Annotated in this window: 19 protein-coding genes; 10 read left to right on the forward strand and 9 right to left on the reverse strand. The window is 73.5% G+C overall.

Annotated features, from left to right (window positions below; genetic code table 11):
• The first annotated feature begins 105 nt into the window (after positions 1 to 105).
• Positions 106 to 1293 carry a macrolide family glycosyltransferase gene (locus BJP25_RS11460; protein WP_075974858.1) on the forward strand — a complete coding sequence of 396 codons (1188 nt, stop codon included), beginning with the start codon at positions 106 to 108 and terminating at the stop codon, positions 1291 to 1293.
• A 298-nt stretch (positions 1294 to 1591) separates the two neighbouring features.
• Here the strand turns inward: BJP25_RS11460 and BJP25_RS11465 are convergent, their stop codons facing one another.
• Entirely contained in the window at positions 1592 to 2425 is an 834-nt protein-coding gene (locus tag BJP25_RS11465) for an ABC transporter permease (RefSeq protein ID WP_084793911.1), read from the reverse strand.
• Complete coding sequence (locus tag BJP25_RS11470) at positions 2422 to 3378, reverse strand: ABC transporter ATP-binding protein (protein ID WP_075974859.1); 957 nt, start codon at positions 3376 to 3378, stop codon at positions 2422 to 2424. Before BJP25_RS11470 ends, BJP25_RS11465 begins: the two co-directional genes overlap by 4 nt.
• A gap of 91 nt (positions 3379 to 3469) precedes the next feature.
• On the opposite strand from BJP25_RS11470, the gene BJP25_RS11475 reads away from it, so the two are divergent.
• A complete protein-coding gene (locus tag BJP25_RS11475; protein WP_233158026.1) occupies positions 3470 to 5350 on the forward strand; it encodes a sensor histidine kinase in 1881 nt (626 codons plus the stop codon).
• A gap of 60 nt (positions 5351 to 5410) precedes the next feature.
• A complete protein-coding gene (locus BJP25_RS11480) occupies positions 5411 to 6064 on the forward strand; it encodes a response regulator (protein WP_075974860.1) in 654 nt (217 codons plus the stop codon).
• On the opposite strand, the gene BJP25_RS11485 is transcribed toward BJP25_RS11480, so the two are convergent.
• Positions 6040 to 7215 (reverse strand): macrolide family glycosyltransferase, encoded by a 1176-nt coding sequence (locus tag BJP25_RS11485; RefSeq protein WP_075974861.1) that lies wholly within the window; start codon positions 7213 to 7215, stop codon positions 6040 to 6042. The genes BJP25_RS11480 and BJP25_RS11485 overlap by 25 nt on opposite strands.
• Positions 7216 to 7412: 197 nt before the next feature.
• The gene (locus tag BJP25_RS11490; RefSeq protein WP_075974862.1) at positions 7413 to 8387 is read right to left on the reverse strand and encodes an SDR family NAD(P)-dependent oxidoreductase; all 975 of its coding nucleotides are present in this window, start codon (positions 8385 to 8387) and stop codon (positions 7413 to 7415) included.
• A 63-nt stretch (positions 8388 to 8450) separates the two neighbouring features.
• On the opposite strand from BJP25_RS11490, the gene BJP25_RS11495 reads away from it, so the two are divergent.
• The 4 genes from BJP25_RS11495 (at position 8451) to BJP25_RS35470 (ending at position 14251) form a co-directional block, all read left to right on the forward strand.
• Positions 8451 to 8999 carry a TetR/AcrR family transcriptional regulator gene (locus BJP25_RS11495; RefSeq protein WP_198943442.1) on the forward strand — a complete coding sequence of 183 codons (549 nt, stop codon included), beginning with the start codon at positions 8451 to 8453 and terminating at the stop codon, positions 8997 to 8999.
• A gap of 111 nt (positions 9000 to 9110) precedes the next feature.
• Positions 9111 to 9473 (forward strand): hypothetical protein, encoded by a 363-nt coding sequence (locus tag BJP25_RS11500; protein ID WP_075974863.1) that lies wholly within the window; start codon positions 9111 to 9113, stop codon positions 9471 to 9473.
• 2 nt (positions 9474 to 9475) lie between these two features.
• The gene (gene eccCb, locus BJP25_RS33315) at positions 9476 to 13801 is read left to right on the forward strand and encodes a type VII secretion protein EccCb (RefSeq protein ID WP_075974864.1); all 4326 of its coding nucleotides are present in this window, start codon (positions 9476 to 9478) and stop codon (positions 13799 to 13801) included.
• A gap of 231 nt (positions 13802 to 14032) precedes the next feature.
• Positions 14033 to 14251, forward strand: a complete 219-nt coding sequence (locus BJP25_RS35470) for a hypothetical protein (RefSeq protein ID WP_233158027.1) — start codon at positions 14033 to 14035, stop codon at positions 14249 to 14251.
• A gap of 50 nt (positions 14252 to 14301) precedes the next feature.
• Here BJP25_RS35470 and BJP25_RS11515 read toward each other — a convergent pair whose 3' ends face one another.
• Positions 14302 to 15078 carry an FkbM family methyltransferase gene (locus BJP25_RS11515; protein WP_084793913.1) on the reverse strand — a complete coding sequence of 259 codons (777 nt, stop codon included), beginning with the start codon at positions 15076 to 15078 and terminating at the stop codon, positions 14302 to 14304.
• A gap of 376 nt (positions 15079 to 15454) precedes the next feature.
• Here BJP25_RS11515 and BJP25_RS11520 point away from each other — a divergent pair, with 376 nt between their 5' ends.
• Positions 15455 to 16087, forward strand: coding sequence for a hypothetical protein (locus BJP25_RS11520; RefSeq protein ID WP_075974867.1), 633 nt, complete (start codon positions 15455 to 15457; stop codon positions 16085 to 16087).
• Positions 16088 to 16138: 51 nt separating this feature from the next.
• Here BJP25_RS11520 and BJP25_RS11525 read toward each other — a convergent pair whose 3' ends face one another.
• Together BJP25_RS11525 and BJP25_RS11530 are read right to left on the reverse strand one after the other, a co-directional pair.
• Positions 16139 to 16420 carry a hypothetical protein gene (locus tag BJP25_RS11525; protein WP_075974868.1) on the reverse strand — a complete coding sequence of 94 codons (282 nt, stop codon included), beginning with the start codon at positions 16418 to 16420 and terminating at the stop codon, positions 16139 to 16141.
• A 54-nt stretch (positions 16421 to 16474) separates the two neighbouring features.
• Positions 16475 to 17608, reverse strand: a complete 1134-nt coding sequence (locus BJP25_RS11530; protein ID WP_075974869.1) for a hypothetical protein — start codon at positions 17606 to 17608, stop codon at positions 16475 to 16477.
• Positions 17609 to 17986: 378 nt separating this feature from the next.
• Here BJP25_RS11530 and BJP25_RS11535 point away from each other — a divergent pair, with 378 nt between their 5' ends.
• The gene (locus BJP25_RS11535) at positions 17987 to 18568 is read left to right on the forward strand and encodes a dienelactone hydrolase family protein (RefSeq protein ID WP_075974870.1); all 582 of its coding nucleotides are present in this window, start codon (positions 17987 to 17989) and stop codon (positions 18566 to 18568) included.
• A 12-nt stretch (positions 18569 to 18580) separates the two neighbouring features.
• On the opposite strand, the gene BJP25_RS11540 is transcribed toward BJP25_RS11535, so the two are convergent.
• A complete protein-coding gene (locus tag BJP25_RS11540) occupies positions 18581 to 19021 on the reverse strand; it encodes a hypothetical protein (RefSeq protein WP_075974871.1) in 441 nt (146 codons plus the stop codon).
• Between the two features lie 160 nt (positions 19022 to 19181).
• Entirely contained in the window at positions 19182 to 20567 is a 1386-nt protein-coding gene (locus BJP25_RS11545; protein WP_075974872.1) for a cellulose binding domain-containing protein, read from the reverse strand.
• Positions 20568 to 20829: 262 nt separating this feature from the next.
• Between BJP25_RS11545 and BJP25_RS11550 the strand changes: the two genes are divergently transcribed.
• On the forward strand, positions 20830 to 21390 hold the full coding sequence (locus BJP25_RS11550; RefSeq protein WP_075975074.1) for an EF-hand domain-containing protein: 561 nt from the start codon (positions 20830 to 20832) through the stop codon (positions 21388 to 21390).
• Positions 21391 to 21416: the final 26 nt, after the last annotated feature.

The following is a 21416-nucleotide window of genomic DNA, read 5'->3' on the forward strand; positions in this document are numbered from 1 at the left end:
GGCCACCTGCGCATTGCGGAATTCGGGCGAGTCCGCCGCTGTGGACCGCGCGGTGTTAAGTTGGGTCGTCAGCGCCGAGGAAATCCCCCCGACCGAGGTGACGCTGTGGGATCGCACATCGCTTTCGTCAACATCACCGGGCACGGGCACGTCCGCCCCACCCTGGCCGTGGTCGCGGAACTGGTCGCGCGCGGCCACCGGGTCACCTACGCCGTCGGGGAGAAGCTGGCGGGCCTCGTCACCTCGGCGGGCGCGACGCCGGTGCCCTACGACTCCTACGTGGCCAGGACGCCCCCGCCCGCGCAGATGTCGCCGGAGGCGCTGGCCCAGGTGCCGCTGACCTACCTGCGGGAGAACGAGGCGGCGTTCGCCGCCCTGGCCCCGGTGCTCCGCGCCGACCGCCCCGACCTGCTGGTGCACGACCAGACGATGTTCGCCGCGGGCAGGCTGCTGACCCGCGAGCTCGGCGTGGCGGGGGTGCGCACGTTCCCCTCCTTCGCCCAGCACGAGCGGTTCTCGGTGGACGCGCTGGCCGCCCAGCGCTACCGGGTCGACCCCCGCCACCGCGCGTTCGTCGAGTTCCACCTGCGGCTGGTGCAGCTGCTGGCCGACAACGGGCTCGCCGGCGCGGACCTCGGCGCCTTCCTCGGCCAGGTCGAGGACCGCAACATCGTGTTCCTGCCCAGGTCGGCGCAGCTGGCCGGGGAGACCTTCGACGAGCGGTTCACCTTCGTCGGCCCCTGCCTGGACCCGGCCGGGACCGAGGGGTTCACCGCGCCGCCGGGCGACGGGCCGCTGGTGCTGGTGTCGCTGGGCTCGGCGTTCAACGACAAGCCGGACTTCTTCCGCTCCTGCGCCGAGGCCTTCGCGGGCGGCCCGGAGCGGGTCGTGATGGCCCTCGGCGGGATCGAGGCCGACCTGGGCCCGCTGCCGCCGAACGTGGTGGCGCACTCCTGGCTGCCCTTCGACGCGGTGCTGGCCCAGGCGGCCGCGTGCGTCTGCCACGGCGGGTTCGGCACCTCGCTGATGGCCCTGCACCACCGCACCCCGCTGGTGGTGGTGCCGCAGAACGTGGAGAACGAGTACGCCGCGGAACTGCTCGCCGAGCAGGGCGTCGCCCGGGTGCTGACCCACGAGCAGGCCTCCGGGGCGGCCGTGGTGGCCGCGACCAGGGCGGTGCTGGGCGACCCCGGCGTGGCGGGCCGCATCGAGCGGCTGGCCACCCAGATGGCCGAGGCGGGCGGGGTCGCCAGGGCCGCCGACGTCGTCGAGGGCGCGCTGGCCACGGTCTGAGCGCGCCCGGGACCCCAGGCACCCGCGGACGCGGACGGGCCCCGGCGGTGCACCGCCGGGGCCCGTCGCGCTCGTCACGGCGTCAGGCGCGCGCCTTCGGCTTGAGCCGGAAGAACAGGAAGAACAGGAAGAAGAAAGCGAAGAAGAAGAACCAGGAGTTGCTGAAGCCCAGCAATGCCAAGAATCCGAGCAAACCGATCAGGCCCAACCATCGCTCGCCCATCGGGGAACCCTTTCCATCAGTGGTGCGGTGCGGCTGACACTAGCACGGTGGAATTGGTCCTGCTGGACCAGCGGGTTAATCCGTGGCGCGGTTGCGGAATCCGCGGACACCCGCGATGCCGAATCCGGCGATGGCGACCACGAGGACCGGCACCGACACCCACAGCGGCATCGCCGGGACGACCCCGCCCAGGGTCAGCCCGCGCAGCGCCTCGCTGAAGTAGGTCAGCGGGTTGAGCGCGCTGAGCACCTGGAACCACAGCAGCGAGTCCAGGGCGGGCCAGGGGAACTGGGTGGCGCCGGTGAACATGATCGGGGTGAGGATCACCGCGAACATGATGTCGATGCGGTGCGGGGGCACGAACGTGCCCAGCGTCATGCCCACCGCCGCGCCGAGCAGCGTGCCGAGCACGCACACGCCCAGCAGCGCGGGCACCGACTCCAGCGGCAGCCGGACCCGGTCGAGCAGCAGGTAACCGGCCGGGATCATCAGCAGCGCCGAGATCAGGCCGCGGAAGGCGCCGAAGACCATCTTCTCCACCGCGACCCAGCGCATCGGCAGCGGGGCCAGCAGCCGGTCCTCGATCTCGCGGGTGTAGGAGAAGTCGATCGTCAGCGGCAGCGCGGTGTTCTGCAGCGCGCCGACGAAGCCCGCCAGCGCGATCACCCCGGGCAGCAGCACCAGGCTGAACTCCCCGGAGACGTACCCCAGGTCACCGAGCACGGTGCCGAGGATGAACAGGGTGAACAGGGGTTGCAGCACCACCTGCGCCAGGAACGAGGGCAGCTCGCGGCCGGTGACGAACACGTCCCGGCTCAGCACGGCCAGGAACGCCCGGCGCGTGTCGCCCGCGGTGTGCGCGGGCACGGCGGGCTCGACGCCCGCGGGCCGGTCGTGGGTCAGGGTCATCGCAGCTCCCGGCCGGTCAGGTGGATGAACACGTCCTCCAGGCTGGGCGTGCCGATGGACAGGTCGGTGACCTGGCAGCTCAGGTCGGCCAGCGCCTTGAGGGCGAAGGGCAGCACGACGTCGGAGTCGGCGCCCGCGTAGAGCCGGTACTGGCCCTCGGCCAGCGCCTCGACCCGCTCGACGTCGGTGACCCCGGACAGCGCCGCGCGCACCTCGTCGCCGGTGGAGCCGCGCAGGGCCACCGAGACGGTGATGGTGGTGCGCCCCGGCAGGGTCCTGGTCAGCGCCGGGGCGGTGTCGAGGGCGATGAGCTTGCCGTGGTCGATGATGCCGATCCGGTCGCAGAGCTTCTCGGCCTCGTCCATGTCGTGCGTGGTCAGCACGACCGTCACGCCCTGGGAGCGCAGGTCGACGACCCGGTCGTGGACGAACAGCCGCGACTGCGGGTCCAGGCCGGTGGAGGGCTCGTCGAGGAACAGCACGTGCGGGCGGTGCATCAGCGCGCGGGCGATCATGACCCGCTGCGCCTGGCCGCCGGACATGAAGTCCACCCGGGAGGAGGCGAAGTCGGTCAGCCCCATCCGCTCCAGCACCTCGTCGGCCAGCGCGGTCCGGCTCGCCCGGTCCACCCCGTGGTAGGCGGCGTGGAACAGCAGGTTCTGCCGCACGGTCAGGCCGCGGTCGAGGTTGTTGCGCTGCGACACCACGGCCAGCGCCTTGCGGGCGCGGGCGGGGTCGGCGAGCACGTCGACGCCGCCCACCCTGGCGGTGCCGCTGGTGGGCGTGACGCGGGTCGTCAGCACGCCGACGGTGGTGGACTTGCCCGCCCCGTTGGGGCCGAGCAGCCCGAAGACCTCGCCCTCCGGAACGGAGAAGCTCAGCCCGTCGACCGCGGCGACCGGTGAGCGGGGGTAGCTCTTGCGGAGGTCCTCGACTGCCACGGCTTCGGTCACGCCGACAAGGTACGTTCTGCCCGGGGGCACCGGAACGCACATGGGCCTGCGTTGTCCGAAGATAGGGGTTGGCGATAAGGGGGTGGTCGATGTGGACGGGCCCACCGCCGACCGCGGCCTGACCGCGTACGCCTCGGCGTGGCTGCGGGGCGCCGCACTGGGGGCGTTGGCCCTGCTCGGGCCGGTTGTCCTGCTGCTGTCCTCCGCGGCGGCGATGTTCGGCTACCTGTCGGCAATCAGCGCGTCACGGGCGTTCACATCCCTGACACGACAAGGGGTTCGCCGCTGGTGCGGCATCCCGGTGCCCACCCCCTACCGCGAGCCCCCGGAACCACCGCGCCCCAACGCGCGCGGCCAGTACCGGTACGGCAACCGGTTGCACGACTCCCCCGGTCTGGTGGCCTGGCAGCGGCGGTTGGCTTGGCTGAGCGGTGATCCGGCTACCAACCGGGATTCGGCGTTCCTGCTGGGAGGCCCGTTCGTCGCCGCGGTGACCGCGCTGCTGCCCGTGGAACTGGTGGTGGGCGGGGTCACCCTGGCCTGGGTGACGCCCTGGGCGCTGCTCGCCGTCCCCGCGGGGATCGCGTGTGGACCGGCGGCGGTGCGGCTCTACGGTCGCTGGGCGGCGCGGTTGCTGGGGCCCGCGCCCGAGCGCACGCGCGCGGGGGTGGTGCGCGCCCTGGGCCGCCGCGTCGCGGCGCTGGCCGAACTGGTGCTCGTGGCGTTGTTCGCCGTGCCCGCGCTGGTGCTGACCGCGCTCGTCGCGCTGTCCCTGGTGCCGGGGGCGTGGGCGCTGCCGCTGGCGCAGCGGGTGGTGCGGCCCGCGGTGTCGGCGCACCGCCCGCTGATCGCCCGGTGGTCGGGCCGTGAGGTGGCCGACCCCTACCTGCCGCCGCCCGAGCCGCCCCGGCCCCGCCGCGACGGGCTCTACCAGCTCGGCAGGACCCTGTTCGACTCGCCCGCGCCGGTGGCCAGGGCCCAGCGCCACCAGTGGGCGCTGCGCGACCCGGCCACCTGGCGCGACCTGGTCTGGCTGGCCGTGCAGCCGGTGCTCGGGCCGCTGGCGGCGCTGCTGGTCGCCGCCACCGGGTACGCGGCGTTCGGCCTGGTGTGGCCGTGGCTGTGGCTGGTGCCGACGCGGTGGTGGCTCGACTACGACCCGGCGTTCGCGTGGACCGCGCTCGGCGTGCCCGGCCCGCCCTGGTGGGGGCTGGTCGCCGGGGTCGTCGTCACTGCGGCCGGGGTCGCCACCGCCCCCCTCGCGCTGCGCGGCTACGGCCTGGCGGGCGCGGCGCTGCTGAGCCCGACCGGCGCGGCCTCGCTGGCGCGGCGGGTGCGCCAGCTCTCGGACTCCCGCGACGACGCCAACCGGGTGCAGGTCGCCGAGCTGCGCCGGATCGAGCAGGACCTGCACGACGGCGTCCAGGCCGGGCTGGTGGCGATCGGCATGCAGCTCGACGCGGTGGAGGCGCTGGTCGACACCGCGCCGGGCAAGGCCAAGGAGCTCGTCGCCGACGCGCGGCGGCGGCTCGCCGGGACGCTGGTCGACCTGCGGGCGGTCGTGCGCACCATCCACCCCCCGGTGCTGGCCGAGCGCGGGCTGGCCGACGCGGTGCGCGCGCTGGCGCTGGACTCCCCGCTGGAGGTGGAGGTCTCGGTCGACTTCCCCGGCCGGGTCGAGGCGGCGGTGGAGTCGGCGGTGTACTTCGCGCTGCGCGAGCTGCTGACCAACGTGGCCAAGCACTCGGGGGCGCGCGCCGCGCAGGTGGAGCTGCGCTTCGACGGCGGCTGGCTGCACGCCTCGGTCCGCGACGAGGGCCGCGGCGGGGTCGACCCGGTGCGCGGGACCGGGTTGCGCGGGATGCGCAGGCGGCTGGGCGCCTTCGACGGCGACCTGTCGGTCGACAGCCCGCCGGGCGGCCCGACGCTGGTCGCGCTGCGCGTGCCGTGCGAGAGCTGGGAGGACGGCTGAGCCGGGCACCAGTTCAGTAAGCTCCCGCTCGACCCCGCCCGCCTGTGAACCGGAGCGCCCGTGCGTGTCGTGCTCGCCGAGGACCTGCCGCTGCTGCGCGAGGGCCTGACCCACATGCTCACCGCGCGCGGCTTCGAGGTGGTGGAGGCGGTGGCGACCGGGGAGGACCTGGCCGAGGCGCTGCGCAGGCACCGGCCCGACCTGGCCATCGTCGACGTGCGGCTGCCGCCGTCGTTCACCGACGAGGGGCTGCGCGCGGCGCTGGCCGCCCGCCGGGAGACCCCCGGCCTGCCGGTGCTGGTGCTCTCCCAGCACGTCGAGCAGCTCTACGCCCGCGAGCTGCTGGCCGACGGCGACGGCGCGATCGGCTACCTGCTCAAGGACCGGGTGCTCGGCGGCGACCAGTTCGTCGACGCGCTGCACCGGGTCGCCGCGGGCGGCACCGCGCTCGACCCCGAGGTGATCTCCGCGCTGCTGGCGGGCAGCAGCCGCCAGGAGCCGCTGGCCGCGCTGACCCCGCGCGAGCGCGAGGTGCTGGAGCAGATGACCGAGGGCCGCTCCAACGCCGCCATCGCCCAGCGCCTGCACCTGAGCGACGGCGCGATCAGCAAGCACACCACCAGCATCTTCGCGAAGCTGGGCATCACCGACTCCCCCGACGACAACCGCCGGGTGCTGGCCGTGCTGGCCTACTTGGACGGCACCCGCTCCTGAGCGGCGGCCACCTCGGCCTCCAGCGCGTCGGCGGCCGCGGCGGCCCCGCCTGCGGACCGCACCGCCTGCTGCATCCGCGCCACCGAGGCCCGCACGGTCGGGTCGCTGGACACCCGCAGCACGGCCTCGCGCAGCCGCGCCGGCGTGGCCTGCGAGGTGGGCAGGTGGGCACCGACCCCGGTCTTGGCGATGCGGTAGCCGTTGAGGTACTGGTCCCACGCCTGCGGCACGGCCACCATCGGCACGCCGTGGTAGAGCGCCTCCATCGTCGAGCCCATGCCCGCGTGGGTGACGAAGGCCGAGGCGTGCGCGAGCACCTGCTGCTGCGGGGCCCACCGCACCACCTCGATGTGCGCGGGCACCCGGCCCAGCGCCGCCGGGTCGGTGAACCGGCCGACCGAGAGCAGCACGTGCCAGTCGAGCGGGGCGAAGGCCGACACGCACCGCCGGTAGAAGTCGAGCTTGTCGTTGTAGGCCGAGCCGAGCGAGACCAGCAGGACCTTGCGGTCGTCCGGCGGGCGCCACGCGTCGGCGTCGTCGACCGGCCGCACGCCGGAGCCGACGAAGGTGTACTGCGGGCCGACCCGCTCGCCGCGCACCTGCCACTCCCGGGGCATCATCACCAGACCCCGCCGCGAGGCGAACTTGACCTCGTCGGGGGTCAGCGGCACGCCGCGGCCGACCAGGAACGCCGCCATCTCCTCGACCATTCGCGCCATCACGGGGTCCTTCGGGGCCGCGGGGTCGACCCCGAAGTCCTCGGCGATGCCGTCGTAGGGCACGAAGGTGGGCGACACCTGCACCGCGGGCACGCCCCAGGCGTGCGCGAGCACCGGCCCGTGCCAGGCGCACACGTCGTGCACCACCGCGTCCGGCACGTCACCGGCGTAGGCGGCCTCGACCTGCGGGGTAACCGAGATCAGCTCGTCGAGGAACATCCGGTGCGCGGACAGCTCCTCCTCCGGCCACCGCTGCGCCGGGTCGGCCTCGGAGGGCACCGTCGAGCGGTACCGCACGACCTCCGCCCCGGTGCGCGCGACCACCCCGGCGAACTCGTCGTTGGTGGCGTAGGTGACCCGGTGGCCGCGCCGCACCAGTTCCGCGGCGATCGGCAGCCCGGGGTTCACGTGCCCGTGGGCCGGAACGCACATGAACGCGAAGTGACGACCCACAGCAGGCCTCCCAAGACCCCATGAACCCGAGCGAAGGTACTCGTGGCCCCGCGTGCGGGACACCCCTGCACCGGACACTAGGGGTTCGCGAACAGGCCACCATCACCGAACCGGGTCAACGGATCACGCAGAGTCCCCGAACCAGGTGATCCGGCCACGGGGACCCGGTCGAGGCGTCAGCGCGTCCGATCGGCCAGCAGGTCGTCCGAGAGGTGCCACAGGCGTTCGGCGGCGGCGGGGTCGAGCGCCCAGGCCTTGACCCCGTGCGGGTGGTCAGCGAGGGCGGCCTCGTCCGGGACGGTGTACGCCTCCTGGCAGTCGTCGAGGTAGTGGCCGCCGGTGCGGGCGAACTCGGGGCGGACCGCGGCGACCACCGTGGTCGCGGCGCCCTGCCCGACGGTCTTGTAGGTGAAGTAGCCCGCGGCGTGGGCGGCGTCGAGGGAGGCCTTCTGCGCGGCGGAGAAGTGGCGCTGCAACCCGGTCACGATGCCGCCTGGGTTGACGGCGTTGGCGACGATGCCGTCATCGGCCCAGCGCCGGGTGGCCGCCACGGCGAACAGGGCGTTGGCGGTCTTGGACTGGGCGTAGGCGATCTGGGGGTCGTACTCGCGCGCATGGAAGTCGATGTCGTCGAAGTCCACGCCCGCCCGCATGTGCGCGGTCGAACTGAGGACCACCACGCGCGCGCCGCCCCGCTGAGCCGCACCCTCGGCGAGGGCCCGGCGGAGGCCGCAGGCGAGCGCGTGGTGGCCGAGGTGGTTGGTGGCGAATTGCAGTTCCCGCCCGCTCGGAGTGCGCTCCAGCCCGGCGGTGACGACCCCCGCGTTGTTGACCAGCAGGTGCAGCGGCCCGCTCCAGTCCGCGACGAACGCCGCGACCGAGGCCGGGTCTGCCAGGTCGAGCGGGGCGACGGCGGGCCTGCGCCCGGTGGAGCGCTCGATGCCGTCAGCGGTGTCGCGGCCGGCGGCGCCGTTGCGGACCGCCAACACCACCTCCGCCCCCGCCCCGCACAACGCGCGGGCGGTCTCCGCCCCCAGACCGGACGAAGCCCCGGTCACGACGGCCCGCAGGCCGGCGAGGTCGACGCCTGCGAGCACGTCATCGGCGGTGCTCTCCGCGGTGAACGGGGTGGTGATCAACGAGGTGGTCATGCCACCCACTATACAGACTAGACATGATCTGTTTAGTTCGTTCAGTCGAGGTACGGTGACGGCGTGAGCGCACCCGACAGCACCCCCGAGCCGGACCGCCGGACGGCCGTGCTCGACTCCGCGATGCGCACCTTCGCCCGCAACGGGTACCGGGCGACCTCCATGGACGCGATCGCCCGCGACGCCAAGATCTCCCGCCCCGGCCTGTACTTCCTGTTCAGCACCAAGGAATCCCTGTTCCGCGAGGCCGTCACCCGCACGCTCACCGAGGACCTGACCGCCATCGAAGCGGTGCTCGCGGACCCCGCGACCCCCCTGGCGGACCGCCTGCTCGCGGCCTTCGACCGCTGGGCAGGCCGCTACGTGGGCCCGATGGCCCAGGACATCCCCGCCGTCATCGCCGACAACCCCGACCTGCTCGACGAGGTGGCGACCTCCGCCCCGGACCGGTTCGCCACCCTGCTGCACCACGCGCTCGCGCAGGAATCCCCACGAGCACACGACATCGCCGCCACCCTCACCAGCGTCTCGGTCGGCCTCAAGCACCAGGTCCAGACCCGCGACACCTACCTCGACCGCATGCGCACAGCGATCGACCTCCTCACACCCTGAACCGCCCCATCCGGTCTGCCGCGCCCGCCGGGGGGTTTCCGCGCGGTATCGGCTCTGGGCGAGGGTGGGACGCGGTATACCTGTGATCAAGACGGACTAGGAGCGGCCACGATGAACGACCTCACCCTTCGCCTCGACGCCGAGGGCACCCCTGCCACCGTCGACCGGTTGACGGGGGTGTTGTTCGACGACCTGCGGGCCGCGCGGGTGGGCGTGGTGAGCCGGGTGGGGACGGCCGGTGCGGCGGGGAGCAAGTCGGGGATCGGGCAGACCCTCGGGGAGCTGCTGGTCGGCGGGACCGTGCCCGGCAGCCTGCTGGTGGTGCACCGGACGATCGTGAAGTTCCTGGAGCGCTCGAAGGCCCGGTCGGTCACGGTGGAGGTGGACGGCAAGAAGGTCACCATCACCGCGGCCACCGCCGAGGAGACCGCCGCGGCCCTGCGGATCGCGGCCGGGGACGGCGCCGGGGAGTAGCGGTGGCCGAGCGCAGGGCGCTGCTGGTCGGGACGTCGCGGTACGAGGACCCGGCGCTGCCGACGCTGAACGCGCCGGTCAAGGAGACCCGGCAGCTCTCGGAGCTGCTCAACGACCCCGACATCGGCGGGTTCGCCGCCACCGCGCTCATCGACGAGCGCAAGGCGGTCGTCGAGCGGGAGGTCGAGGAGCTGTTCGCCGACCGCGGCGTCGACGACCACGTGCTGCTCTACGTCTCCGGCCACGGCATCAAGAACGCCGACAACCAGCTCTTCTTCGCCACCACCGACACCCGCCAGGACCGGCCGTACTCCACCGCCATCCCCGCCGTGCTTGTCCAGCAGCTGCTGCGGGAGTGCCAGGCGCGGTTCAAGGCGGTCATTCTCGACTGCTGCTACAGCGGGTCGTTCGCCCCGGGCGCGGTCACCAAGTCGGGGATGGCGGTGGACGTGAGCGCGCTCGGGGAGGGCACCTTCGTCATCACCGCCACGAACGCGCTGGACCCGGCGTTCGAGGACGAGCGGATGGTCTTCGGCAACAGCACCCCGTACTCGGTGTTCACCGACGTCCTCATCGCCGGGCTGGCGACCGGGGCGGCCGCCCGGCCCGGCTCGGACGAGATCACCGCCGACGACCTCTACGACTTCCTCGACCGCGAGCTGCGCAAGCCGCGCGCCGACGGCCGGGTGCAGCGCCCGCACCGGCTCAACCACGGCCTGGGCGAGTTCAAGATCGCCGACGCCCGCACCCGGCGGCTGGCGGTGGACGAGAGCACGAACTCGCCCCGGCTCGCGGAGCTGATCGACCGGGACGACCCGGCCGCGGCCCGCGCGCTGCGCGTGCCCATCGGCCAGGCGCACCGGGCCACCGCCCGCGGCGACGACCTGGTGCGCCTGGACCTGGGCGGGCAGGACGGGCACCTGTGCGTGGTGGGGCGGATCTGGTCGGGCAAGTCGACCCTGCTGCGCACCCTCATCGCCAGCCTGCAGGCGGGCCGCTCGCCCGCCGAGGTGCGGTTCCTCTGCCTGGACGCGGGCGGCCAGCTCGCGGACCTCGCGGACACCCCGTTCGTCGACCGGGTCGTCGCGCCCTCGGACCGGGAGGGCGTGCGGGCGGCGCTGGCGGACGTGCTCGCGGTGATCGAGTCCCGCGACCGGCTCTTCCGCTCCGCCTCGATCCGGCTGGTGCACCACTTCCGGGAGCTGCGCAGGCGCGACGCGCTGCCGCCCGGCGACCACGCCGACCTGTTCCTGGTCATCGACGGGTGGGACAGCTTCCACACCCGCGGCGTGGCCGACGACGTTCGGCTGATCGCGGGCACCGGCCTCGGCAAGGGCGTGCACGTGGTGCTGACCGCCCGCACCTGGTCGGAAGTGCCGCCGGACATCAAGAGCCTGCTGCGCGGGCGCATCGAACTCGGCCTCGACGACCCCGCCGAGTCCCACCACCCGCAGCTGTCGGCCAGCCTGCCCAAGTCGGCGGGCTGGGGCCTGTTCGACGGCAGGCCGTTCCTCACCGCGGTGCAGGAGCACGAGCAGGCCGAGGACGAGATCAACGCCGTCGCGGCCCGGTTGGCCAGGATGGCCGAACCCGACCCCGCCGCGGTCGTCGAGCCGGTGGCGGCGGAGGCCGAGCGCCCGGACCCGCTGCTGTCGTCCCCCGACCTGCTCGACCTGCTGGGCCTGCCGAACGCGCTGGCCATCGCCGACCGGCGGGCCACCCCGCCCGAGCAGCGCCTCCGCACGGCGTTCGGCGTCGGGGCGGACGGCGCCCCGGTGGTGCTCGACATCAAGGAGGCCGCCGAGGGCGGCATGGGCCCGCACGGGATCTGCGTGGGCGCCACCGGGTCGGGCAAGTCGGAGTTCCTGCGCACGCTGGTGCTGGGCATGATGGCCACCCACCTGCCCACCGAGCTGGGCTTCGTGCTCATCGACTTCAAGGGCGGCGCGACGTTCCTCGGCCTGGGCGGGGCCCCGCACGTCGCCGCCTCGGTCACCAACCTCGGCCGGGACGAGGCGCTGATCGACCGGCTGGAGGCCGCGCTGCGAGGCGAGCTCTTCCGCAGGCAGGAAGTGCTCGCGCGCCGGGGCTTCAGCAAGGTCGCGGACCACGAGCGGGCGCGCGCCGACGGTGCGCCGCTGCCCCCGCTGCCCGCGCTGTTCATCGTCGTCGACGAGTTCGCCGAGCTGCTGACCGCCCGCCCGGGCTTCCTGGAGGTGCTCACCACCATCGGCAGGCTGGGCCGGTCGCTGCGGGTGCACCTGCTGCTGGCGGCGCAGCTGCTGGAGGAGGGCAAGCTGCGGGGCCTCGACTCGCACCTGTCGTACCGGATCGGGCTCAAGATGTTCTCGGCGGCCGAGTCCCGCGCGGTGCTGGGGGTGCCCGACGCCTACGAGCTGCCGCCGGTCCCCGGGTCGGGCCTGCTGCACCACGACGCGACCGGCCTGGTGCGGTTCAAGGCCGCCTACGTCTCCGGCGGGCCCTTCGGGCGGTCACCGCTGGACCAGGTGATGGGTGTGCTGCCCGCCCTGGGCCCGCCGGTGCCGCCGATCTGGCTGCCGCCGCTGGGCGCCGCCGACCCGCTGGACAGCGTGCTGGCGGACCTGGCCCCGCACCCGGACCGCGGCCTGAGCTCCGACCGCGCCCCGCACGGCACGCTGGGCGTCCCGATCGGGCTGGTCGACCGGCCGTTCGAGCAGCGGCGGGAGGTGCTGGTCGTCGACCTCTCCGGCACCGCGGGGCACGCCCTGGTCACCGGGGGGCCGCAGTCGGGGAAGTCGACCCTGCTGCGCACCCTGGTGCTGGCCGCGGCGCTGACCCACACCCCCGACCAGGTCCGGTTCTCCTGCCTCGACCTCGGCGGCGGCACCCTGGGCCCGCTGGCCGGGCTGCCGCACGTCGGTGACGTCGTCGGGCGCACCGACCCGGACCGGGTGCGCCGGGTCGTCGCGGAGTTCACCGACCTGCTCGTCGAGCGCGAACAGCAGTCGTCGACGGCGGCCCCCGACCCGGCCAGGGAGGCCCGCCGCGCGCCGGGACCGGACGTCTTCCTGGTGGTGGACGGGTGGTACAGCCTGCGCCAGGAGTTCGAGGACCTGGAGCCCGCGATCACCGCGCTGGCCAACCGCGGCCTGAACCACGGCGTGCACCTGGTGGTGACGGCGAACCGTGCGGTCGAGGTGCGCGCCGGTCTCAAGGAACTGTTCGGCACCCGGCTGGAGCTGCGGCTCGGTGACCCGTCGGAGTCCGAGATCGACCGGCGGACGGCGCTCACCGTCCCGCCGCACACCCCGGGGCGCGGCATCACCGCCGAGCGCCACCACTTCCGCGCCCTGCTGCCCAGGGTCGACGGCTCCCGCGAGGTCGACGACCTGGGCGCGGGCCTGCGCAGGGCCGTGGCGGCGGTCGACGCGGCCTGGTCGGGCGAGCGGGCGCCGCGGGCCAGGCTGCTGCCGACGACCATCGACCGGACGGCGCTCGACCGGGGCGGGGAGACCGGCAGGCTGATCCCCCTCGGCCAGAACATCCGGCTCCGCACGGTCCACCTCGACCTCGACGCGGAGCCGCACTTCCTCGCCTTCGCCGATGGCGAGACCGGCAAGACGAACCTGCTGCGCACCATCCTCGCGGGCATCACCGAGCGGTACACGCCGGAGGAAGCCCTGATCATCCTCGTCGACTACCGCCGGACGCTGCTCGGCTTCGTCGACGACGCCCACCTCCTCGGCTACGCGGTCTCCTCCACCCAGCTCACCAACATGGTGGAGGACATCCGCGCCTCCATGCGCAAGCGGCTGCCCGGCCCGGACGTCACCCAGGAGCAGTTGCGCGACCGGTCGTGGTGGAAGGGCCCGGAGCTGTTCGTCGTCGTCGACGACTACGACCTGGTGGCCACCACCGGCAACAACCCGCTGCACCCCCTCGCGGAGTTCCTGGGCCAGGCCAAGGACGTCGGCCTGCACCTGGTGGTGGTGCGCCGGACCGGCGGGTCGGGCCGCGCCCTGTTCGACCCCGTGGTGGGCAAGCTGCGCGAGATCGGCACCCCGGGCCTGGTGATGAGCGGAAGCCGCGACGAGGGCATCCTGCTCGGCCGGGTCCGGCCCGCCCCCCTGCCCCCCGGCCGGGGCACCCTGGTCAGCCGCCGGTCGGAGGAGGAGTTGATGCAGGTCGCGTGGACCGACCCGGCGCCGCTGCCCGAACCCCGCGCTGCGGACGCCCCGCCTGTGCCGGACCGCGCGGAGCAACCCACCACCGACTCCGGGAACACCCGCCCCGCTGAGCCGGTCGAGACCTCGGAAGCCGACGCCGAAGGCACGTCCGAGGCTTGACCAGGCTGGCACGGCATCGCTCGAACAGGGACGCGCCACCCGGCCGTCCGCCCCCGTGGTCGCGGCGCTGTCCCGCGCGCTGCGGTTCGACGATCACGACGCGGCCCTGCTGCACCGCACCGCGGGGCTGGCGCCCCCGACCGGGGCCGTGGCCAGGCACGTGCCCGAGAACGTCGACCGGGTCATCGCCCGGCTGCACCAGTGGCCCGCCGCGGCCTACTTCGCGGACTGGTGGCTGCTGCGCTGGAACCCCGCGTGGTCGGCGCTGCTGAGCGACTCGGCGGGTCTGCGCGCAACGTCGTCTGGTTCGACGTCGGCCCGATCCACCTCGACGGCGACGTCCTCCAGGTCCCGGACTCGGACGTCCGCGTCGTCGTCTACTCGCCCGAACCGGACACAGAGGACGCCGCCCGCCTGGCGCGGCTGCTCACCCGCTCGACGGTCGGCTAGGGCGTACTTCCCAGGAGGGTGGCGCCGGCTCGGGTCTGCGCGACACAGGACTACCGGGTCGCGAGGACCACGCGGCAGTCCTCGTCGTCGGGCATCATCGCGGGGAAGCTGATGGTGAACCGGTAGCCGTGGGGGGCGAGCAGGTCGAGGACCTCCGGCAGGCGGGTGCTCGCGTTCTGCACCTCGATGACCAGCCGGTCGATCCTGGGCCACAGGGACTCGTCGACCCCGCGCAGCACCTCCAACTCGGCGCCCTCCACGTCGACCTTGAGCAGGTCCACCCGCTGCGCCCCCGCGGGCCACACGGCCTCGAACGCCACGACGGGGACGGTCACCTCCTCGGTGGCCAGCAGTTCGTCGGCGTTCTCGGGCTGCGAGGCGCGCATGCGGGCGAACCACTCGTCGGGCTTCTCCTGCGGGCGGGAGGTGGAGTTGGCCAGCACGTTGCGGAAGGCGGTCATGGTGATCTCGCCCGGTTCGGCGCCCGCGGCCGCGGCGATGACGTGCACGTCCCCGGCGCCGGCGACGTTGCGGCGGAGCAGCCCGGCGGTCCCGGGCACCGGTTCGACGGCCACGACCCGCGCGCGGGGGCGGTCGCGCAGGACCCGGAGGGTGAACAGTCCGAGGTTCGCGCCCAGGTCGACCACGACCGGCGCCTCGGGCAGCAGGTCGATCGCGTGGCCGTACTCGTCGTGGACGAACACCTCGTCGTAGAGGTACCGCAACTCGCCCACCGAGAAGCGGTTGTCGTAGGTCTCGACGACCCGCCCGTCCGGCATCCGCACCCCGGTGGTCGGGCGACCTTCGACCTCTGCCCCGCCTCGCATGCCATCCCCCTCTTGTCCTGTGCTCCGCAGGGAGCCTAGCCAGGGTCCCCCACACCCGCCCGCCAAGCGCAGCCGGTCACAACAACGTACGTTGGACCGGTGCGAGTGGTGACTCTTTCCCCTAGCGCACAAGCACTTCCGTGGTTAGCACTCGCGTGAACACGCGTGGTGACCTGACAGCGTCCGGTACTCCTTCGGCGCAGGGCGCGTCCGCCACTGCCGGACGTGGTGGGGTGCGGGGCGTGGCCTGATCTTCCCATTGGCCTGAGCGGACTTCCCGGACGGGTGGCGCTTGTTTCAGCGACCGTCCACCCGGTCCTACGCTCGGCGCACGGCCGAGGGATCCCCGCACCAGAACAGGGAAGGGAAGACACCCATGTCCACAGTAGAGCAGAACCCGGCACCCGCGCTCGGCACCGCCTACGAGTTGCAGGTGGTCAACCAGAGCGGCCACGCGGTCACCGCGATGGTCTACGCGGTGCCGCAGCAGCAGTGCCTGTCGCTGGTGTGGCGCTCGGCCCAGCTCGCGGCGGGGGCGTCGGCCGGGTTCAGCTGGTCGGCCACCCCCAACTTCGTGCGCGGCACCCTCGCGGCCCCGCCCGGGCCGTGCGTGCCCTTCACCGCGCAGCAGGTCGTCGACGCCATCCCCGGCCAGTCGAACCAGATCACCCTCGAACCCGCGGCGGGCGGCGGCACCCAGTTCACCGGCCAGCAGCCTGGCCCGCCCGGGACGCTGCTGATCAACGAGGCCGGCACGCTGCCCGCGGACGAGACCCAGGCGGTCGGCGTCGGCATCGGCGGCTACCCGCTGTTCGTCACCACCCTCTCCCCCGGCGCCCGGCCCACCTACGGCCTGACCCCCCAGCTGTGGCTGGCGACGGGCACTTTCGAGCAGGGGCAGATCATGAGCCAGATGGGTGTGGAGGTGCACACCCCGCTGACCTACCCGCCGGGCGTCACCAGCATCACCGCGCTGTTCACCGGCGCCGAGTGGATCCTCAACACCTGACGCCCCCGGCCCACCGCGCCGCGGGGAGCGCGGTGGGCACCGGGTCCGCACTCACCGCTGCGGCGGCTCAGGAGCGTCCGCGCGCAGGCCTGGGGGCAGCCGGGGGAAGGGTTCGCGCAGGATGTAGCGGCGATGGGCGACGAAGATGACGACGGCCTGGCCGAGCAGCAGCACCCCGCCGAACAGGTACGCCGTCCAGCCATCCCCCAGCACGATCCCCATGACGATCGCGAACCCCAGGAACGCCGCGCCGACCAGGACGTTCCGCCGGGTCATCCGGTTGAGGGCACTCAGCCGCTCCCGCTGTTCGTCCTGCACCGCGCGCTCCCCCACCGGCCCATCCTCCCACAGCGCGCCGTCCCGGTCACCCTGTCGAGCCCGTCCCGGTCACCACCCCGCCGAGCTGATGGCGTGGCGGTTGAACGCCCCATCGCTCTCGGCGCCCACGACGGAAGTGCCGAACGGGGAGAGGGCGAGCCAGTCGATCTTGCGGTCGGCCGCGGTGGGGGCGAGCGCGGTGGTCCGGCCGGTGCGGGTCCAGACGCGGCCCTCGTAGCGGCCGGTGCCCGGGATGGCGCTGGTGCCCGCCACGTCCCCGAGCTGGTTGATGCTGAAGCCGCGGGTGGAGGTGGCGCTGGTGGGGGTCAGGTCGGTCATGCGCCCGTCCCGCCAGCGGAAGGCGTGGTAGGCCCCGCTCGCGGTCTCCGATGAGCCGGTGACCTCACCCGCGTCGTTGAGGTAGCGGCCGCGGCCGAAACCCGGCACCGCGGCGATGGTCTGGTCCCCGCCGAGGGTGCCGAGCTCGGTGAGGGCACCCCGGCGCCACAGCCCGACCCGGGTGCCACCGGAGTCGGGCCAGAGGTCGAACAGCACGTCGCCGCGGGCGTTGACCTCCAGGGGGTTCGGCGGGAAGGTGCCGCCGAACGGGTTGGGCACCTCGATGCCCCGGGACTGGCCGCGGGGGAACACGCGGGTGCCCTGGCCCGTCCACACGGCGACGTCCCCGAGCGGGCCGATCGCAGCGGTGAAGGCGTCCTCGGACAGGGTGCGCCACGTGCCTGCGCGCCAGGTCGCGACCACGTTGGTGAAGGCAGGGGTCGTGCCGCGCACCAGCACCTCACCCGTGTTGGCGATCCCCAGCGCGACCGAGGTCGTCGTCCCGGGCGGCAGCAGGTCGACGGCCGCGCCCCCGGACCACAGCACCCCCGTCCGCACCCCGTCGACGGTCCGCGTGCCGACGACCTGGTCCCGGTCGTTGAACTCGATGGCCTGGCTGGGGTGGGTGTCCAGCGGCCGCAGCACACCCCCGCGCCAGGTGACCGCCTGCTGGTCGAGCGACCCGGCCGGGCGGATCGTGCCGACCACCAGGCCCGAGGGGGTGACCCCCTGGGCCCAACTGGTGTAGGCGGGCGCGGGGGTCGGCAACGGGCGCAGCACCGGGGCGGCCACGGCCGTACCAGGCAGCACAGCGGCGACCACGGCGGCGAACACCAGCGCGGGCGCGAGAGCGGAGGAGCGCATCAGCAACCTCTCAGAGGGCGACCATGTCGGCACCCACCGTAGCAATAGCATCACTATCTAGACAATGACGTTATCTCAATGGGCGCCCAGCCGGGTCAGCGCGGGGCGGATCGGGCCCGCTCGACCGTCGGCTGGACCGGCACGGGCGCCGGGAACGCCTCCTGCTCGGCAACCCTCCCGCCGACGGCCCTTTGCTCCATTGAGGACGGTCGACATCCCTCGGTCGAAGAGGTGGACCGCGTCCAGGACGAAGACCCAGTCGCGGAGTCGCAGGCACCACCAGCCCGCTGGAATGCGGACGCACAGCTCCCGCGGAGCGGATTTGTCGTGGGTCCCCGCTACGGTGTCCACACCAATCCGAGAGTCAGGAGTGAAGCGATGGCCGAGGTCGTCCTGTTCCACCACGCCCAAGGGCTCACCGAGGGCGTCCGCGCGTTCGCCGAGGGGCTGCGCGGCGCGGGGCACACCGTCCACACTCCCGACCTGTTCGACGGGGTGCTGCCGGAGAGCATCGAGGCGGGCCTCGCCCTGATCCGCGAACTGGGGGACGAGCTGGGTCAGCGGGCGGACAAGGCCGTGGCGGAGCTGCCCGCCGACCTCGTCTACGCCGGGTTCTCCGTCGGTGAGTCGATCGCCCAGCGCTTCGCGCAGACGCGTGCGGGCGCGCGGGGGGCGCTGCTGTACGAGTCCTGCATCCCGGTCACCGGCGAGTGGGCCTTCGGGGAGTGGCCCCAGGGGCTCCCGGTGCAGATCCACGGCGCCGAGCACGACGAGTTCTTCGGTGAGGACCTGCCCGCCGCCCAGGAGCTCGTCGAGATCGCGGGGGCGGACGTGGCGGAGCTGTTCGTCTACCCGGCCGGCGGCCACCTCTTCACCGACAGCTCGCTGCCCGCCTACGACGCCGACGCCACGGCCCTCGTGATCGAGCGCTCCGCCGCGTTCCTCTCCCGCCTCGGCTGAGCACCGTCTCGCTCAGCGGCCCCCCGCGGTGACGACGACGAGGAACTGGCCACCGCCCGGCTCGGCGTGCGCGGCCACCGGGAGGTCGGGCACCAGGCGGGAGAAGCGGTCGACCAGCCAGTCCGCGGCGTCCTGCGCGTCCCGCTCGGTGGGGCAGCGGGCCACCAGCTCGCGCCCGCCCTTGCGTTCGAGCCGCTGGGCGACGGAGATCAGGGGCGCGGGCTCGACCACGTGCAGGTGCTCCGCCCACGGGATGACCACCTTGACCGCGCCCTTGCGGGTGTTGCAGCCGCGGTGGGCCAACCGCTCGGGGAGCTTGGCCTTGCGGTCCGCGGTGCGGCTGTCCACGCTCGGGCCGCGGGGGTCGTTGACCGACATGTCCGGGTCAACGGGGGCGTCGCAGACCCAGCAGCGCCAACCGTCGCGCTCGGCGACGTCATCGAGGAGGCTCACCCGGGCAACCTAGCGCCCCGGGGCGGGCCCGGTCCGCCGACCGCCCTGAGTGCGTGAGTGCGGCCCGCAGCACGGACGGCGTGCTCTCGGCGTCGGACAACCCTTCCTCAACGCGAGGGGCCCGGGGTGCGCGCACCCCGGGCCCCTCCCTGCGCAGGCGTCAGAAGCCCGCGGTGATCCTGGTGAACGCCCAGTCGTCCTGGGCGATGCCGCTACACGCTTCCTGGACGCCGCCACCGGCGCAGCCGCGGTCGCGGTTGACCGACCAGAAGGCGAGGCGGGCGAGCTTGTTGCCCTTGGCCCAGCTGGTGATGCGGGACCAGGTGGTGAGGTCGGTCAGCTCCTGCTGGTCGGAGAGGCCGTTCATGCCGGAGATGCCGATGTGGGTGTAGGCCGTCGCGTCGCTCCAGCCGAAGGTCGCCTTGAGCTTGTCGCGCAGGCCGTTGGTGGCGTTGACGGTGCTCTGGTACATGTCGGCGCCGCCGCCGAAGTCGAACGGCATGATCGTGTAGGTGTCGACCCCGGCGCCGAGGGCCTTGGACTGCTCGATGAGCCGGGTGCCCCAGTAGTTCGGGCCGGTCGTGGCGGTGCCGAAGGTCAGGATCGTCTGCACGCCCGGGTTGCGCTGCTTGACGATCTTCAGCGCGCCCAGGACGCGGTCCTGCACCACGGCGTTCTCGAACTCGTCGGAGTTCTCGATGTCGATGTCGATCGCGGTCAGCCCGTAGGTGTCGATCACCTTCTGGTAGGCACCGGCCAGCGCCTCCGGGGTCGAGCAGGCCGGGCCGAGCTTGCTGCCGCTCCACCCGCCGAACGACGGCACGACCTGCCCGCCCGCCGCCTTGATCTGCGCGATCGCCGCGGCGTCCGGGCTACCGGTGAGCGGGCGGCTGCTGTCCCACGCGGGGTTGCACCCGCCGCTGGCGTTGATGAACGCCATGGTGAACCACCTGACGCCGGTCGCGTTCATCACCGTCTGCGGGTTGGGCGGGTTGCCCCAGCCCAGGTACAGGTAAGGCGCGCCCTTGCCCCCGGTGGCGGGCGGCGGGGTCGTGGTGGGCGGGGTCGTCGTGGTCGGCGGGGTGGTGGTGGGCGGGGTCGTCGTGGTCGGCGGGGTGGTGGTGGAGGTGGGCGGGGTGCCGCCCGCCGCGCACGAACCGCCGTTGAGCTTGCAGTTCGCCGGGGCGGTGTAGGAGCCGGAGTAGGTGACGTTGAACCCGAAGCTCGCGCTCGCCCCGGCGGCGATGGTGCCGTTCCAGGTGCCCTTCACCGTGACGTGCTGCCCGGAGGTGGTGTAGCTGCCGTCCCACAGCGAGGCCACCTTGGCCCCCGACGGCAGGTCGAACTCCACGGTCCAGGACGCGAGCGCCGACCCCGACCCGTTGGCCACCGTGTACTTGCCCTCGTACCCGCTGCCCCAGTCCGACCCCTTCGCGAACACGGCGCTGACACCGCCCGCGGCACTGGCGGGCGCGGTCACCAGCCCGACCACCACCGCACCCGCCGCGGTGAGGAGACCGAGGAGTTGCCACTTCTTCCTGGACATTGCTCTCCCTCGACGCAGGGTGGCGGCGCGCAGGGTGAGCGCCGCCACACCGAAGGTTAAGTGGTCCAGACCAATAGCGGAACCCTTGGCCCGGTACCGCTGTCACGGTCGTCGAGCCATCTCCGGGTCATTCGGACATCCCGCCCCCGCGATGTCCGCAAAACCTCCACCCGAGCCCCCGGACCGAGCCGCCGCGGACGCCCCCCACCCCTCGGGTGATCTCCGGTTGCACGGCGGCACCGCCCGATCCAAGATCACGAGCATGGGACGCGCGGAACTGCTCACCAGGAAGATCAACCGGGGGTTCGACCACCTGGACGCCGATGGGGACGGGGTGCTCGGGGAGCAGGACCACGTGCTGATGGGGCAGCGGGTGGCGCGGGCGCTCGGTCACGCGGAGGGGTCGGCGCAGGAGGGGCGGATCGTCGACGGCTACCTGCGGATCTGGCGGGAGGTGCACCTGCCGCACGTGCCGGAGGGCAGCAGCGGGATCGCGAAGGAGGCGTTCGTCGAGGCCACCGCCTCGCTGGCGGACGACCCGGGGACGGCGCGGGCCGCGCTCGGCGGCTTGGCGCTGGCGTTCCTGGAGGTGGCCGACGTCGACCAGGACGGGCGGATCTCGCCGCAGGAGTTCCTGGCCTACCAGCGGGGCCACTTCCCCGGGCTCACCGAGGCCGACGCCGCCACGGCGTTCAGCCACCTCGACGTCGACGGTGATGGCCACCTGTCCCCCGACGAGTTCGTCAACGCCACGGTCGACTACTGGACCAGCTCCGACCCGGACGCCCCGGGCAACTGGTGGATGGGCGACCCCCGCGCCTGACCGCGCGGCGGCGGAGAGGGAGGTGC

This window comes from Actinokineospora bangkokensis (assembly GCF_001940455.1).
GTDB lineage: Bacteria > Actinomycetota > Actinomycetes > Mycobacteriales > Pseudonocardiaceae > Actinokineospora > Actinokineospora bangkokensis.

What these genes read in the sequence shown, in the direction of transcription:
- BJP25_RS11465 (WP_084793911.1), bottom strand. Translation starts at nt 2,425, where the DNA reads ATGACCCTGACCCACGACCGGCCCGCGGGCGTCGAGCCCGCCGTGCCC.
- BJP25_RS11485 (WP_075974861.1), bottom strand. Translation starts at nt 7,215, where the DNA reads ATGTGCGTTCCGGCCCACGGGCACGTGAACCCCGGGCTGCCGATCGCC.
- BJP25_RS11490 (WP_075974862.1), bottom strand. Translation starts at nt 8,387, where the DNA reads ATGACCACCTCGTTGATCACCACCCCGTTCACCGCGGAGAGCACCGCC.
- BJP25_RS11500 (WP_075974863.1), top strand. Translation starts at nt 9,111, where the DNA reads ATGAACGACCTCACCCTTCGCCTCGACGCCGAGGGCACCCCTGCCACC.
- BJP25_RS11515 (WP_084793913.1), bottom strand. Translation starts at nt 15,078, where the DNA reads ATGCGAGGCGGGGCAGAGGTCGAAGGTCGCCCGACCACCGGGGTGCGG.
- BJP25_RS11520 (WP_075974867.1), top strand. Translation starts at nt 15,455, where the DNA reads ATGTCCACAGTAGAGCAGAACCCGGCACCCGCGCTCGGCACCGCCTAC.
- BJP25_RS11530 (WP_075974869.1), bottom strand. Translation starts at nt 17,608, where the DNA reads ATGCGCTCCTCCGCTCTCGCGCCCGCGCTGGTGTTCGCCGCCGTGGTC.
- BJP25_RS11535 (WP_075974870.1), top strand. Translation starts at nt 17,987, where the DNA reads ATGGCCGAGGTCGTCCTGTTCCACCACGCCCAAGGGCTCACCGAGGGC.
- BJP25_RS11545 (WP_075974872.1), bottom strand. Translation starts at nt 20,567, where the DNA reads ATGTCCAGGAAGAAGTGGCAACTCCTCGGTCTCCTCACCGCGGCGGGT.
- BJP25_RS11550 (WP_075975074.1), top strand. Translation starts at nt 20,830, where the DNA reads ATGGGACGCGCGGAACTGCTCACCAGGAAGATCAACCGGGGGTTCGAC.